The organism is Janthinobacterium sp. BJB446 (assembly GCF_002735655.1).
GTDB lineage: Bacteria > Pseudomonadota > Gammaproteobacteria > Burkholderiales > Burkholderiaceae_D > Janthinobacterium > Janthinobacterium lividum.
In genome coordinates this window covers 3,519,005-3,533,940 of the sequence record NZ_PDZK01000001.1, presented here as the reverse complement: position 1 = coordinate 3,533,940, position 14,936 = coordinate 3,519,005, and the positions used below count along the sequence as shown (strand labels likewise).

At 65.5% G+C, this 14,936-nt stretch carries 12 protein-coding genes; 1 reads left to right on the top strand and 11 read right to left on the bottom strand.

Annotated features, from left to right (window positions below; all coding sequences use genetic code 11):
- Positions 1–50: 50 nt before the first annotated feature.
- From CSQ92_RS15645 to CSQ92_RS15600, 10 genes are all read right to left on the bottom strand, one after another.
- A complete protein-coding gene (locus CSQ92_RS15645; RefSeq protein WP_099394519.1) occupies positions 51–1,004 on the bottom strand; it encodes a FecR domain-containing protein in 954 nt (317 codons plus the stop codon).
- Positions 1,001–1,543, bottom strand: a complete 543-nt coding sequence (locus tag CSQ92_RS15640; RefSeq protein WP_099394518.1) for a sigma-70 family RNA polymerase sigma factor — start codon at positions 1,541–1,543, stop codon at positions 1,001–1,003. The genes CSQ92_RS15645 and CSQ92_RS15640 overlap by 4 nt, the downstream gene beginning before the upstream one ends.
- 123 nt (positions 1,544–1,666) lie before the next feature.
- Positions 1,667–2,020, bottom strand: coding sequence for a DUF3325 domain-containing protein (locus CSQ92_RS15635; RefSeq protein ID WP_099394517.1), 354 nt, complete (start codon positions 2,018–2,020; stop codon positions 1,667–1,669).
- The gene (locus CSQ92_RS15630; protein ID WP_099394516.1) at positions 2,020–3,642 is read right to left on the bottom strand and encodes a PepSY-associated TM helix domain-containing protein; all 1,623 of its coding nucleotides are present in this window, start codon (positions 3,640–3,642) and stop codon (positions 2,020–2,022) included. Before CSQ92_RS15630 ends, CSQ92_RS15635 begins: the two co-directional genes overlap by 1 nt.
- On the bottom strand, positions 3,639–3,974 hold the full coding sequence (locus tag CSQ92_RS15625) for a DUF3649 domain-containing protein (protein ID WP_099394515.1): 336 nt from the start codon (positions 3,972–3,974) through the stop codon (positions 3,639–3,641). The genes CSQ92_RS15630 and CSQ92_RS15625 overlap by 4 nt, the downstream gene beginning before the upstream one ends.
- A 2-nt stretch (positions 3,975–3,976) precedes the next feature.
- The gene (locus CSQ92_RS15620; protein ID WP_099394514.1) at positions 3,977–4,723 is read right to left on the bottom strand and encodes a DUF4198 domain-containing protein; all 747 of its coding nucleotides are present in this window, start codon (positions 4,721–4,723) and stop codon (positions 3,977–3,979) included.
- Between the two features lie 72 nt (positions 4,724–4,795).
- Positions 4,796–7,057, bottom strand: coding sequence for a TonB-dependent siderophore receptor (locus tag CSQ92_RS15615; RefSeq protein WP_099394513.1), 2,262 nt, complete (start codon positions 7,055–7,057; stop codon positions 4,796–4,798).
- A gap of 294 nt (positions 7,058–7,351) precedes the next feature.
- Positions 7,352–9,748 carry a TonB-dependent siderophore receptor gene (locus CSQ92_RS15610; protein WP_099394512.1) on the bottom strand — a complete coding sequence of 799 codons (2,397 nt, stop codon included), beginning with the start codon at positions 9,746–9,748 and terminating at the stop codon, positions 7,352–7,354.
- A 91-nt stretch (positions 9,749–9,839) separates the two neighbouring features.
- A complete protein-coding gene (locus CSQ92_RS15605) occupies positions 9,840–10,937 on the bottom strand; it encodes a FecR family protein (protein ID WP_257219224.1) in 1,098 nt (365 codons plus the stop codon).
- Positions 10,937–11,422 (bottom strand): sigma-70 family RNA polymerase sigma factor, encoded by a 486-nt coding sequence (locus CSQ92_RS15600; protein ID WP_170846370.1) that lies wholly within the window; start codon positions 11,420–11,422, stop codon positions 10,937–10,939. The genes CSQ92_RS15605 and CSQ92_RS15600 overlap by 1 nt, the downstream gene beginning before the upstream one ends.
- Before the next feature lie 168 nt (positions 11,423–11,590).
- On the opposite strand from CSQ92_RS15600, the gene CSQ92_RS15595 reads away from it, so the two are divergent.
- The gene (locus CSQ92_RS15595) at positions 11,591–13,234 is read left to right on the top strand and encodes an alpha-D-glucose phosphate-specific phosphoglucomutase (RefSeq protein WP_099394511.1); all 1,644 of its coding nucleotides are present in this window, start codon (positions 11,591–11,593) and stop codon (positions 13,232–13,234) included.
- A 51-nt stretch (positions 13,235–13,285) separates the two neighbouring features.
- Here the strand turns inward: CSQ92_RS15595 and CSQ92_RS15590 are convergent, their stop codons facing one another.
- Positions 13,286–14,860, bottom strand: a complete 1,575-nt coding sequence (locus CSQ92_RS15590) for a POT-type proton-dependent oligopeptide transporter (RefSeq protein ID WP_034786545.1) — start codon at positions 14,858–14,860, stop codon at positions 13,286–13,288.
- Positions 14,861–14,936: the final 76 nt, after the last annotated feature.

The window sequence follows — 14,936 nt, the reverse complement described above, 5'->3', positions numbered from 1 at the left end:
TAATACTCACAGGACAGGCCATGCCGAAAAAAGGGGCCAATTCTTGTCAACTATTTTTTGCGGGCCGCGATGGTGACCCAGTACGGGGTGCGGTACAGCACGTCGACGGGCAGCATGCGCGCCAGGCTGTCCAGCACGGCGTCCGTGTCGTCGAGCTGGAAGGCGCCCGACAGGCGCAGGGCAGCCACCTGCGGCTCCACGCGCAGCAGGCCGGGGCGGTAGCGTGACAGCTCCAAGGCGAAGGTATCGAGGCGCATGTCCTGCGCCGCCAGCATGCCGTGCGTCCACGCATCGGCTTGCAGCGGGGCCGGCGTGGGCAGGCCGGCGTGGCTGGCGTCGAAGCGGCTTTGCTGTCCCGCCATGAGCGTGCGGACGGTGGCCGAGGGCGCGCGCGGCGTGATTTCCACCGCGTGCTCGAGCACCGTCACGCGGCTGCTGTCGTCGTCGACGCGCACGGTGAAGCGCGTGCCCAGCGCGCGGATGCGGCCATGGCAGGTGGCGACGATGAAAGGGCGGCTGCCCGCATGATCGGGACGCGTCTGCACCAGCACTTCACCGCGGCGCAGGGTCAGCAGGCGTTCGCCGGCGCCATACGCGACATCGACTGCGCTGTCCGTGTTGAGCACCAGGGTGCCGCCATCGGGCAGGGACACTACACGCCGTTCTCCCACGCCGCTGCGGTAATCGGCCAGCATTTCGTGGCGCACCAGCAGCCACGCGGCGGGCGCCGCCATCAGCGCCAGCAATACCTGCACGGCCACGCGGCGCTGCGGCCGGCGCAGCACAGGCACGGCCAGATCCGGCGGCAGCAGGCCAGCCGTCTGGCTCACCTGCTGCACCCTGTTCCAGGCGCGCGCATGTTCCGGGTCGCGTGCGCGCCATTCGGCGCTGGCGGCCAGGTCGTCCGGCGTGGCCTGGCCCGACTGCTCCAATAAATACCATTCGACGGCCTGGCGCGCCACCTTGCGCGACAGCGGAGGATATGGCGAAGCAGCGGCGCTCATGCCGGAAAATCCGGCGCCAGCAGCACGCATTCCGTCAGCGCCTCGGCCATGTAGCGTTTCACGGAGCGCTCGCCGATGCCCAGCAGCGCGGCGATATCCGCGTAGGCATGGCCTTCGATCTGCGCCATGATGAAGACGGCGCGCACCATCGGTTTCAGGCCGTCGAGCATGGCATCGACCGCTTGCAGCGCCTGCAGGATTTCCACGCGCTGCTCGGTCGATGGCATATGCTGTTCGGGCAGGGCGGCGAGCGCTGCCAGCCACGCCCGTTCCAGCGACTGGCGCCGCAAGTGATTGATCAGCAGATGTTTGGCGACGGTCGCCAGGTAAGCCTTGGGGGCGCGCAGGGCAGGCGTTTGCGGCTGCATTGGCGCGCCGGCCAGCAGGCGCGCGAAAGTATCCTGCATCAGGTCGGCGGCCTCGGCAGCGTTACCCAGGCGCCGCTGCAGCCAGTGCGCCAGCCAGCCGTGGTGTGCGCGGTAATGGCTTTCCAGCTGCGTGGCCAGCAGGGGGGAGGGCGCGAACGGACTGCCTGGCATGGTGGGGATGGCCTTAATGCAAATAAGAATTATTCTCATTTTAGCGCGGTGAGCGTGCCGATGCAATGCGCTGTTGCTGTCCCGCCACGCACTTGCCGTCACGTGGCGGGACAGCCAGGTCCTCTACAGCAAGGCCAGCGCGACGGCGGCCAGTACGGCCGCGCCGCCGATGATGCGCGCCAGGCGCATGGCCTGGTGCGGAGCGTAGGGCAGCAGCCAGATCAGCAGCAAGCCGCAGCCCGTCAGGCTGCCCACCCAGTAGACGAGGCCGTAGCCGCCGCCGGCGATGTGCATGGCCCAGGCGAGGCCGGCCGCCAGCGCCAGCCAGCCGCCCCATTGCAAGCGGCGGCGCAGTGGCGCGGGCGGTTCGGCGCCGCGTCCGTGCAGGTCGGCGTAATGGCGGTCCATCGCCAGGCACAGCGAAGACAGGCCCGCATAGCACAATGCGAAGACGAGGAAATTCGCTAACAGTTCCATCACGCGGCCTCCATCGTTTGCGCCGGTTTCACCGCTGCTGCCTTGGCCGCCTTCACGGGCAGCGGTTTCAATTTGAACGCCGCATACGCGAGGCCCAGGCCCAGCACCAGTACCACCAGGTCGAAGGCGGCGACCGCCACGGGGCCGCGGCCCAGGAACAGGGTCACGCCCAGGTGCGAACTGGTCGTGAAGACGTTCAGCACAGGCAGCGATGCCAGCAGGAAGGCGCCGGCGGCCAGCTGCATGCGCCACATGGCGCGCGACGGGCGCAGCTGGGCGATGATGGCGGCCAGGGCCCAGGCGCCGAAGAAGCAGGCGATTTCCTCTTTCGGCCGGTCTTCCATCGTCACGGACAGCAGGCGGTTGGCCCAGAAGTAGGCGCCAAAGGCGATCGGGATGCCGGCGATGGCGCCGATGTTGAGCGCTTCGACCAGGCGCAGGCCGAAGCTGGCGCGCTTGCCGGCGGCCAGCGCCTTGGCCTGCTTCTGGCGCGTCTTGACAGCCCACAGCAAAGCGCCCGTGGCGACCATGGCGCAGCCGGCCAGGCCGGACAGGAAGAACAGGGCGCGCAGCAGCGGCCCGCCGAAATGCGCGACGTGCAGTCCAACCATCACGCCTTGCGTGGCTGCAGCGCCGGGCTGCGCGTCTCCATCGCTTGACAACAGCTTGCCGGAAACGCCATCGAATTCCATCGACGGCTGCTTCGACGACATGTCGCGTCCACCGGCGCGCGTCAGCGAAATGGTGGCGTTGGCGTCGCCCGGGTGGTTGACGGAAATGCGCTCGACCTTGCCGCCGCCCCAATGCTGTTCCGCCTGGCGCACGAGGGGCGCCAACCGTGCCAACGGCGCGGCCACGCCGGCTGGCTTGCTGTCGCCCGAGCGGCCCGGGAAGGCTTCGGCGAAGAAGGCATCCTGGTCGCCCTTGTAGGCGGCCGTGACGCCGGAAGGCATGTACAGGAACATCAACGTGACCAGGCCCGTGTAGGTGATCATGATGTGGTAGGGCAGGGCCAGCACGGCCGTCACGTTATGCGCGTCCAGCCACGAGCGCTGGCCCTTTTTCGGCCGGAAGGTAAACAGGTCCTTGAAGATGCGCTTGTGCGTGACGATGCCGCTGATGATGGAGACGAACATGAACATGGCGCAGAAACCCACGATCCAGCGGGCCCAGATGGCCGGCATGTAATGCAGGTCGAAATGCAGGCGGTAGAGGAATTCGCCGCCCCGCGTCTCGCGCGGCTTGGACAGCACTTCGCCCGTGGCCGGGTCGGCTTTTTCGCTATGAAAATTGCCGCGCCGTCCGCGTTTCTTTTCGCCGGGCTTCGAAGGCTTGCTCCAGCCCAGTTGCGTGGCCGGGCTGCGATCGCCGGGCAGGCTGATGAACCAGCGCGTGGCGCCTTCTGCCCGCTCTTCCATCGCCTTCTGCGCCACGCTGGCTGTTTCCTCGGTGCTGACCTGGCTGGCGGCGGCGCCGTGCAATTCGGGCTGCATCCACAGGGTGATTTCATTGCGGTAGTAGCTGGCCGTGCCGGCGCAAAACACCAGCAGCAAAATCCAGCAGACGAGCAGGCCGGACCAGGTGTGCAGCCATGCCATCGACTGGCGGAAACCTTCTTTCATGCGAAACTCCAGGATAGTGCGTCCATCCACTGCAGGATGGCGGCGATGACGGCGGCGGGGATCGCGAGGCCCAGCCAGGCGCGCAGGGCGCTGCGCGTGGCGAAGACCCACATCACGGCGCAGGTGTAGATGGCAAACGACAGCAGGGTGGCTGTCATGACGGCTTCGGAACGGGCCATGGGCAGGCTTACCGACAGCAGCATGGTGACCAGCGCGGCCAGCACGTAGCCGCCAACGATGGCCGCCACGCTGCGCGAAGCCACGCCGAGGCGGTACACCGCGTCGGCGGAGAGCCGCAGGCGCGGCATTTTAATGATGGCTGGCGCTTGCATGGTCAGTCGTGATCCTTGCTCGGCGGCAGGGCCGGACCGGCCGGCAGCGGCGTCACGCCTTGCGGCTGCACCAGGCTCAGGGTCGTCACGAACATGGCCTTGTCATAGGCTTGCGTGCCGCGCTGGCCGGCCGTCTTGTCCGTGTGCTGCACTTCCAGCACATAGGTGCCCTTCCATGGCAGCGGGAAGCTGACCAGGCCTTGTGCATCGCTCCACGCTTCCTTGCCCCAGCCCGATTGCACCACGGCGTTGACCTTGGCTTGCGCCAGCGGCTTGCCCTGGTAGCTGACCTGGAACTGGCCTGCTTTGCCGGTCGGCACCAGGTCGAGGGTCAGCGCGGGCGCTTGCGCCTTGCCGTCGGCGATCAGGCGCGCGGCCGGAACCCACACGGTGCGCGTGCTCTTGCCATCCTTTTTCTCTTCCCAGGACGGGTAGTTGTCTTCCTCGACGATGATGCTTTCGCCGGCACCCACCCTGCCATTCAGGATGAACGCGCCGGCCGTCTTGCTCGCCTGCAGCGGCTGCGCGCCCTTGGCCGACACCCATGTCACGTTCTTGATGCTGAACTTGTCCAGCAGGCCGGGCGACGCCTCGCGCAGGTTGTCGCCGAACTCGCCGAAGTACACGCTGGCCGCCTTGCCGTCCTGCTGCAGCCAGATCTGGTGCGCGCTGGCCGTGCCGGAAACGAGGGCCGCGCCCAGCAGGGCGGCAGCGAGGGCGCCGAGGCGCGCGATGGAAGTGATGTGCATGGTGTATCCCTTATCTTCTTATGTGAAATGGACAAAGCGGCCGCGCTCCGGGGAACAACGGCCTGCGATGCATCAGTACTGGTAGCGCAGGTTCAGCGCCACGTTGCGCGGTTCGCCGTAATAGCCGCCGTTATAGAAACCCACGCGGCGGAAATACGTCTTGTCGAACAGGTTGTTGACATTCAGGCTGGCCGACAGTTTCGGGCTGATCTGATAGCGCGCCATCAGGTTGGCCAGCACGTAGCTGCCCTGGCTGACCCGGATCTTGCTTTTGTTCGGCAGGGTGGCCGTCGTCCAGATCTCGTTCTGCCAGTTCAAGCCGCCGCCGATGGTGAGATTTTGCAGCTCGCCCGGCAGGCGGTAGGTGGTCGAGACGCGCAGCATGTTGGTCGGCTGGATGGTGTTGGTCACCACGCCCTTGCCCGTCTTCGATTTGCTGTGCGTATAGCCGGCGAACAGCTGCCAGCCGTTCAAGGGGCTGCCCGACACTTCCGCCTCGTAACCCTTGCTTTTCGTGCCCTTGCCCGTCGAGATATAGGGACGGCTGCCGTCCGGCAGCACGAAGGTCAGCGGCACCGATTTGTCTTCCTCGCCCAGGTTGTCCTGTTTGGCTTCATACACGGCAAACGAGGCATTCACGGCGCCGTCGAAGAATTCGCTCTTCACGCCCGCTTCCACATTGCTGCCCGTGATCGGGTCGAGGAAGGCGTTGTTCTTGTCCTTCAGGTTTTGCGGCTTGAACAGGTCCGTGTAGCTGGCGTACAGCGAGGTACTCTTGCTGACGTCGAGCACCACGCCCGCGTACGGCGTGACGACATCGTCCGTCTTGTAGGCGGAACTGCGTTTCACAAAACGGCCCTGAGTATCGTAGCGGTCGTTATATGTTTCCCACCTGGAGACGCGCGCGCCGGCCAGTACCTTGAAACTGTCCGTGACATTGATGCGCGTGGCGATGAAGGCGCCGGACTGCTTGGTGGTGGCGACGTCGCGCGCGCCCGTGCGCGTGAGCGCCGGCTCGGGCACGTCGCCGGTCCAGTTGCGGAAGTCGGGGATGGTGGTGGCGAATGGCAGCGGATCGGGCAGCAAGGTTTCATTCGTCGTGCCGCTGCGCTTCCAGCCGTTCACGCCCAGCACCAGGTCGTGCTGGCGGCCGAACAGGGGGAAGGTGCCGTTGGCCGACAGGTCGAAGTTGTCCTGCTTTTCATCGTAGGGGAAGGCGCCGCTCCAGACTTCCAGGCCGCTGCCGTCGCGTTTCGGATAGCCGCTGCCGCCGTAGAACAGCTTGCCGTTCGAAGAGCTGTCCAGGCGTCCGTAGGCGGCCTTGATTTTCCAGTCGTTGGCAAAGCGGTGTTCGAGGTAGACGTATTTGTTTTCGAATGCGCGCTCCCAGCTGCTCCACTTGGCCGCCATGTTGAACGAGCGCGGCATGTTGGCCGGCGTGCCGTCCGAGAAGAACAGGGGCGTGGTGCCCCAGCTCGTGCCTTTCGGCGTGTTCTTTTGATAGTCGATGCCGGCCGTCAGCAACGTTGCAGGCGTCAGATCCGCCTCGACGATGACGGCGCCCACCAGCTTGCGTTCCTTGTACAAGTCCATGTAGGAATGGCGGTTCTGGCCTGCCACCACGACGCGCCCGCGGATGCTGCCGTCCGCATTCAGCGGTGCCCTGATGTCGCCTTCGAGCCGGACCTTGCTCCAGGAACCCACGGTCAGGCCGGCCGAGGCGGCAAACTCCTTGCCGGGACGCTTGTGCATCATGTTGATGGTGGCCGACGGGTCGCCATTGCCGCTGACCAGGCCCGTGGCGCCGCGCACGATCTCGATGCGGTCATAGATGGCCGTGTCGAACAGCGCATTGCTGCCTGAATTGACGGCCACGCCATCGATCTGGTAATTGCCGATGGAAAAGCCGCGCGCCGAAAAGCTCGTGCGTTCGCTGTCGTTTTCCTGCACCGTCACGCCCGTCGACTGCACCAGTACCTCGGCCAGGCTGTTCAAGCCCATGTCGTCCATGCGCTGGCGCGTCACCACGGAAATCGATTGCGGCGTTTCGCGGATCGACAAGCCCAGGCGCGTGGCCGTGGCCATCTGTTTGGTGGTGTAGGAACCCGTGTGCTCGGTCGCTGCCTTGTCTTGCTGGCCCACTACCTTGATCTCGCTCAGAGTGGCTTCATCGGGCTTGGCGGGTGCCTCCGCAGCCAGGGCCGCGCCGGCGCCCAGCGCTGCCGTCAGCAATGCGGAATGCACGGCGATGGCCAGCGGACGCATGGCGACATTGGAAACTGGTGGGGAAAACGGGCCGGCAACCATGCCGGCCAGCGAACGTGCTCGCGCCATGAAACATCCTTCTTCTCGTGTGCCCGCCGTCGAGCGGCTGGCGTTTTTGGTATGGGAGGCTTGCTTGGCGGTGGTGCCTGGCTGGCGCAGCGTGTCATCCAGCCGCGCATCAGTCAGGCGACTGTGCGCAAACTCGGGTGGGAGTCTAAATGTGAATGAGAACTATTCTTATTATAGTGCGGGGTTGCGAGACATGCAAGAGAGCGATGTGGTAATGAAGCCGCAGCGATGCCGTCAACGCGCACGGCCGCCCCATTGCTGGCGGCGGCCGTGCATGCGCAGGAGCGCGGGCGTTTACAGCTGGCCGCGCAGGGTCAGCATGGCGTTGCGCGGTTCGCCATAGAAGTTGGAGCCATAGGCGGCCCACACGCGCGTGTAGTATTTTTTGTCGAACAGGTTGTTCACCGTCAGCGACAGCTCCAGTGTGGGACTGAGGCGGTAGCCAGCCTGCAAGCCCACCGTGGTGACGGGGCCCTGCTCGAATTTCACGGGCCCGTTCAGGCGGTACATGCTGCTGACGCTGCGCAAGCCGCCGCCCACGCTGACTTTATCGAGCGCGCCGGCGAGCCGGTAATTGGTCCACAGATTGACATTGTGGCGCGGCGCGATGAAGGAATATAGCTGCGCCTTCTGGTCGTCGCTGCCTTCGAGGGTGCGCGTGCTGGTGTAGGAATAGCCGCCCGTGATGTTCAAGCCGGGCAGGGGACTGCCGCTCAGCTCGGCTTCCATGCCCTGGCTGCGCATCTTGCCGGCGCCAATCGAAAACAGCGGGTTGGCCGGGTCGGGCATGACGCGGTTCTCGTCTTCCATGCGGAACAGGGCCGCATGCGCGTTGACGTTCTTGTCGAACAGCTCCGCCTTCAGTCCCAGCTCGAACTGCTGGCCCGTGCGCGGTTTCAGCGTCTGGCCGGCAGCGTCCGTAGTGGACTGGGGCGAGAAGATGCGCGTGTAGCTGCCGTAGGCCGACACCTGCTTGTCGAGCTCGTAGACCAGGCCCGCATACGGCGTGAACTTGGCCTTGATGGTGTTGCTGACATCGGTGAACTGGTTGAAATACGCGTTGCGGTTGACGGTATGGTTGTCCCAGTGCGTCAGGCGCCCGCCCAGGTTGACGGCCAGGCGCTCGGTCGCTTGCAGGCGGGTGCGCGCGTACAGGCCGAACTGTTTGGTGCGGTTGTCATTGCCGTTGGAAAAGGTATAGCTGGGCCGCGCGATATTGTTATCGGGATGGAAGATGTTGATCGGCGCATTGTCTCCGCCGCCATACTGGAAATTCTTGTGCACCTGGCGGTAGTCGGCGCCCACGATCAGGTCGTGGCTGCGGCCAAATGCCTGGAACGGCGTGGCCAGGTAGGCGTCCAGGCCCTGCGTCTTCCAGTGGCTGCGGTAGTTCCAGCTGACCAGGCAGCTGTCGCCCGTGACGGGATCGGCGGAACAGTCGGACCAGCCGAAATTGCGCGACGGTTCATCCTGCTCGCGGTACAGGGCGGTGACCTTGAACTGGCCGCCGTTCGCCAGTTTATGATCGAGTTCGGCAAAGTATTCGGTGACCTTTTCCGTGATGTGGTTCCAGGCCGGATCGAGATAGGTGGAGCGGGGCACGTCGAGCAGGCGCCCGTCTTCATACGCGGGCAGGCCGAAGGCGGGACGGCCCTTGTATTGCTGGTGGGTGACGCCGCCCGTCAGTACGGTGCCCGGTGCCACGTCGATGGCAACGGTACCGTACAGCAGCGGTTTTTCCGCATACACATGGTCGACGAAGGAGCGCCGGTGTTCATACGCGGCCACCAGGCGGCCGCGCACCTTGCCATCCGCGCTCAGGGGACCCGTGACGTCCGCTTCCGCGTAGTAGCGGTCCCAGGAACCGGCGCTGAGCACGCCGCTGGCGGCGAAGGTGTCGCGCGCGCGCTTGCGCACCAGGTTGATGGTGCCGCCCGGGTCGCCCGCGCCCTGGAACAGGCCGGCGGGGCCGCGCAGCACTTCCACGCGGTCATAGATGGCCAGGCCGAAGCCGGCCGACAGGTCGTTGCCCGTGCTGGCCGGCGTCATCACGCCATCGACCTGCACCGAATCAAGCGCATAGCCGCGCGAATAAAAGTTGCCGTGGTTGCCACCCGTGCTGCTGGCCTCGACGGTGATGCCCGTCACGCCGCGCATGGCGTCATCCAGGCTCAGCAAATTCTGGTCATTCAACTGCTGGCGCGTCAGCACGGAGACGGATTGGGGAATTTCGCGCAGGCTTTGCTGGCCCTTGCCGATGCTCACCGCTTGCGCCGCGTATGACTTGGTCAGCTCGCTGTCGATCATTGCCTCCTGGCGGGCGCTGACGGTAATTTCCGCCAGGGTCGCCACCTTGCCCGTGGCGGCGGGCGCGGAGCGGATGATGACGCTGCTGCCGTCGATGGCAGCCGTCAGGCCGCTGCCGGCCAGCAGACGCTCCAGGCTGTCGGCAACGCTGAGGGTGCCGCTGACGGCGGGCGCCGTCTTGCCGGCCACGAGTTCGGGCGCGAACAGCAGTTGCAGATTGGCTTGCCGCGCCAGCTCATTCAGCGCCTGGCCCAGCGGCTGGGCGGCGATGGCCAGTGTGACGGCGGGCGCCGTTTGCGCCTGTGCCAGGGAAATGGTGCCCAGGGCCAGCATGGCGGCCAAGGCGAGGGGGGCGGGTGTCAGATTGAGGCGGGGGGACCACATGTTGCATTTCTCCAGGTTAATTTATTGTCGATTAACTTGGTAGACGCGGCAGCGGGCAGAACCCTCACCTGCGAATGCGACTTATTTGCATTTATTTTTCAGGCAGCCGCATCGCAGGGGCTTGCGCCGGCATTTTTGCTGCCATGCGGATTTCGCTGGCGCCGCCGCTGCGCACGATCTGCACGGACAACAGCTGCGGCAGGGCGGCGGCGAAGCGGTCGAGCTGGGTCAGGCTGAAGCTGCCGCCGATGCGCAGCTGCGCCACGGCGGGATCGCGCACGACGAAGCCCGTGTCGCCATAGCGTTCGAATTCGGCCAGTGCCGCGCCCAGCGGCACATTGTCGAAGGTGACCCTGCCGTTGCGCCATGGCGCCACGCTGCCTGGGGCCAGGCTGGCAATGGCGGACAGGCGGCCACCGGCGTCGGCGCTGACGCCCTGGCCGGCCCGCAGGTCGGCCAGGTCTGGTCCTGCGCCCGCCACGCGCACGTAACCCTGCTGTACGGCCACGCGCAGCTGGCCGTCGTGTTCGAGCGTATTGCGCACGGAAAACTGCGTGCCCACCACCGTCACTTTCAAGGGGCCGCTCAGCACGTCGAAGGGCTGGCCCTGTCTGCTTTGCACCTGGAACAGCGCTTCGCCGTGCGCCAGGCGCACTTCGCGGCGCTGGCGGTACAGGGTGACGTGCAGCTGCGTGGCCGTATCGAGTTCTACCTTGCTGCCGTCGGGCAGGGCGATGGCCAGGCGCTGGCCGCGCATGGTGGCATACGACTGGCTGAACACGGCTTGCTGTTGCCACCACTGGTAGCCGCCCGCGCCCACGCTGAGCAGCAACATGGCGGCGGCCGCATACGGCAGCGCGCGCAGCCAGTGGCGGCGGGGGCGGGAGGATGGCGCGGCCTGAGGTACTGCCCAGCGCGCGGCGACCTGCGCGGGAATCTTGCGCGCCACGCGGTGCGTGTCCCGCAGCTGCGCGTACGCTTGCGCGTGCAGCGCGTCGGCCGCCAGCCAGGCGGAAAATTCGGCCTGTTGCTGTGCATCGAGGTTGCCGCGCCGGCCGAACCAGCTTGCCGCGGCCAGCGCCACGCCGTCCTGCGTGGCGGTAAAGTCGGCGTATTCGCGCAAGTCCGCCTCGTCCTGCGCGGACGGGCCGAAATCGTAGCGGGGCGGGTGGGCGGTCATGGGCGCCATTATGTGGCTTCCCGCAAAGAATGCAACTGCGCCTGGCAACTGAGCATGCCCCGCGCGATATGTTTTTCCACCATGCTCACGGAAATGCCCATGCGCGCGGCGATCTGCGCGTGCGGCAATTCCTCGAAGACGTGCAGCACGAAGGCGTCGCGGCAGCGGGGCGGCAAGGCGTCGATGGCGGCCACGCAGGCTTGCCAGTCCTGGCTGCTTTCGAGCGCCTGCTCCGGCTGCAAGTGGCGCGGCGCGGCCGGATGCGCGGCCTCGGGCAGGGCGTCGAGCTCCTCATGCTGGCGCAGGGCGGCGCGGCGGTGATTGTCGATCAGCAGATTGCGCGCCGTGCGGTACAGCAGCGCGCGCGGTTCGCGCACGGCCGCTTCGCCCAGCACGCGTGCATAGCTTTCCTGCACCAGGTCGGCAGCAGCTTCGCGGTTGCGCAAGCTGCGCCAGCAAAAGTTCAACAGTTCTTGGTAATAGCGTGCAACCACGGCGTCCGATGTATGAGTCCGCAGCCAGGAGTGCCGCATATGAGAATGATTCTCATTATATGGCATGCTGGAGTGTAGCGCTAAGCGGCTTGGCGCACCGTGGCAGACGTACAACGCTTTGCCGCTTGCCTGGCATGCGTTACCATCGGAAGTTAATATGGAGGCAAGATGGCTATTCAAATCATCAACACGGCGCCGGTAGCCGGCCAGCGGCCCGGCACCTCGGGCCTGCGCAAGAAGGTGGCTGTGTTCAGCCAGCCGCAGTATCTGGAAAACTTCGTGCAGAGCGTTTTTGACACGCTGGGCGACTGCCGCGGCCAGACCCTGGTGCTGGGCGGCGACGGGCGCTTTTACAACCGTGCGGCCATCCAGACGGTGCTGCGTATGGCAGCCGCGCACGGCTACGCGCGCGTGCTGCTGGGGCAGGGCGGCATCCTGTCGACGCCGGCCGTCAGCTGCGTCATCCGCAAGCATGGCGCCAGCGGCGGCATCATCCTGTCGGCCAGCCATAATCCGGGCGGCCCCGATGGCGATTTCGGCATCAAGTACAACATCGCCAATGGCGGCCCGGCGCCCGAAAAGGTCACCGAGGCCATCTACGCCTGCACGCAAGGCATCGCCGAATACCGCATCAGCGACGCTGCCGACATCGACCTCGACAAACCGGGTTCGGTGCGCATCGAGCAGATGACGGTCGAAGTGATCGATCCGGTTCAAGATTACGCGGAACTGATGCAGCAGCTGTTCGACTTCGACGCCATCCGTGCCCTGTTCGCGGGCGGCTTGCGCATCTGCTTTGACGGCATGCACGCCGTCTCCGGCCCGTATGCGACAGCCATCCTGGAAGGCATGCTGGGCGCGCCGAAGGGCAGCGTTATCAACGGCGTGCCCCTGGAAGACTTTGGCGGCGGCCATCCGGACCCGAATCCCGTCAACGCGCAGGAATTGATTGCCATCATGGCGGCCGGAGATGGTGACAATGAGGCCCCCGACTTCGGCGCCGCCTCGGATGGCGACGGCGACCGCAACATGATCGTTGGCCGGCGCTTCGACGTGACGCCGTCGGACAGCCTGGCGATTTTGGCCGCGAATGCCACCGTGGCCCCCGGCTACCGCGCGGGCTTGAAGGGCATCGCCCGCTCCATGCCGACGTCGGGCGCGGCCGACCGGGTCGCTAGCGCGCTGGGCATCCCGTGCTACGAGACGCCGACAGGCTGGAAGTTCTTCGGCACCCTGCTCGACGCGGGCCTGGCCACCCTGTGCGGCGAGGAAAGCTACGGCACGGGCTCGAACCACGTGCGCGAAAAGGATGGCGTATGGGCCGTGCTGTTCTGGCTCAACCTGCTGGCAGAGAAAAAACAGTCGGTGGAAGAGATCGTGCGCGCGCACTGGGCCACGTATGGCCGCAATTACTATTCGCGCCACGATTACGAAGACATCGACAGCGCCGGCGCGCTGCAGTTGATGCAGGCCGTGCGCGGCCAGCTGGCCGCCTTGCCGGGCCAGGTAGTCAATGGCTACACGGTGGCGCTGGCCGACGATTTCAGCTACACGGACCCCGTCGACGGCTCCGTGGCGGCGCAGCAGGGCATCCGCATCGTCATGACGGACGGCGCGCGCATCGTGCTGCGCCTGTCCGGCACGGGCACCGAAGGCGCTACCCTGCGCCTGTACCTGGAGCGCTATGAAGCCGATGTCGCGCAGCACGGCATCCCGACCCAGGAAGCGCTGGCGGGACTGATCGCCGTGGCCGAGCAACTGGCGCAGATCCGCGCGCGCACGGGACGCGACGGGCCGACCGTGACGACGTAAAAAAAGGGCGCCCGAGGGCGCCCTTCTTCATTGCGGCAGGTCAAATCGGCATCATGCTTTTGCCGGGATGGCCGCCTGGCGGTAGTTGTCGACCATCTTGTAGCGCTTCGCGTACAGGCCGAAGGCCAGCATGGCGACGGCGGCAAAGGCGGCGAAGAAGAACATCTGGAAGGCCGTCACGCTGATGCCGCTTTCGGCGATCTTGCCAATCACGCCTTCGTTCATGACGCTGCGGTTGACGATCAGCACCCACAGATTGCCCACCGTGGTCGACAGATTCCAGAAGCTCATGATGGCGCCCTTCATCGAGACGGGCGCCTGGCTGTAGGCAAACTCCAGTCCTGTCGCCGAGACCAGCACTTCGCCGAACGTCAGCAGGGCGTACGGCAGGATCTGCCACATGATGGAGACGGCATTGCCGCTGTCGAGGGCCAGCTGCAGCAAGCCGATGACGATCCACGCCAGCGAGGAAAAACCGATACCGGCCGTCATGCGGCGCAGGGCCGTCGCTTCCAGGCCGAAGCGGTTCAGCATCGGGTACAGCACCAGGTTGTTGAACGGGATCAGCAGCATCACCAGCATCGGGTTCAGCGCCTGCATCTGCGCCGGCAGGAACCAGCTTGGTTTTTCCATGGTGTTCGCCTGCACGATCCACGTCGAGGCCTTCTGGTCGAACAGCGAGAAGAAGGGCGTGACGAGGGCGAAGATGACGAGGATGCGCAGCACGGCGCGCACGCCTTCGACGGCTTCGTCGGGGTGGATGCCGCGCGCGCGTTCCAGCTGCATGGCCGTGCCGATGCTGCCGAAGGCCAGCAGCAATACCAGCGCCGTACACGCGGAAATCACGAAGCCCCATTCGGGAATGCTGTAGAACGCATACAGGGCGCCGATCACGCCGACGTAGGCCACGTACAGGCCGGGACGCGAACCGCCGTCGACACGCGCCAGCAGGGCCGTGCGGGCCACGCGGGTGAACGAATCGGGGTTCGGCGGTGCCGGCGGCACGTGCACGTATTTCTTGGCGCCCATCCAGAAGACGATGGTGGCGGCCAGCATCATCAGGCCGGGGATGCCGAAGGCGATCGATGGACCGTAGTCGCGCAGGAACATCGGCATCAGCAGCGAAGCGAAGAAGGAGCCGAAGTTGATGATCCAGTAGAACAGGTCGAACACCAGCTTGGCCTTGTGCTTGTTGGTCTGGTCGAACTGGTCGCCGACAAACGAGGCCACGAGCGGCTTGATGCCGCCGGAACCGAAGGCGATCAGGAACAGGCCGAAATAGAAGCCGTTGACGCTGTTTTCAAACAGGGCCAGGCAGGCATGGCCGGCGCAATACACGAGGCTGAGCCAGAAGATGGTGTTGTATTTGCCGAAGAAGCGGTCGGCCAGCCAGCCGCCCAGCAGCGGGAAGAAGTACACGCCGATGACGAAGGTGTGGAACACGTGCTTGGCTTCGCCCGTGCGCTGGTCGATCGGGATCATCAGCAGCAGGGTGCTGATGAGGAATGGCGTCAGGATGTTGCGCATGCCATAAAAGCTGAAGCGTTCGCAGCCTTCGTTGGCGATGATGTACGGTATTTGCCGGGGCATCTTGCCCGTGGCGGTTTGTGTCTCGGCCGATGACATTGGCTCTCCCCAAGTTTTTTTTGTAAGCCGCGATGCTAAGGCCTGCCGCGTTTGCTTGCAACAGAAAAAACGGCCT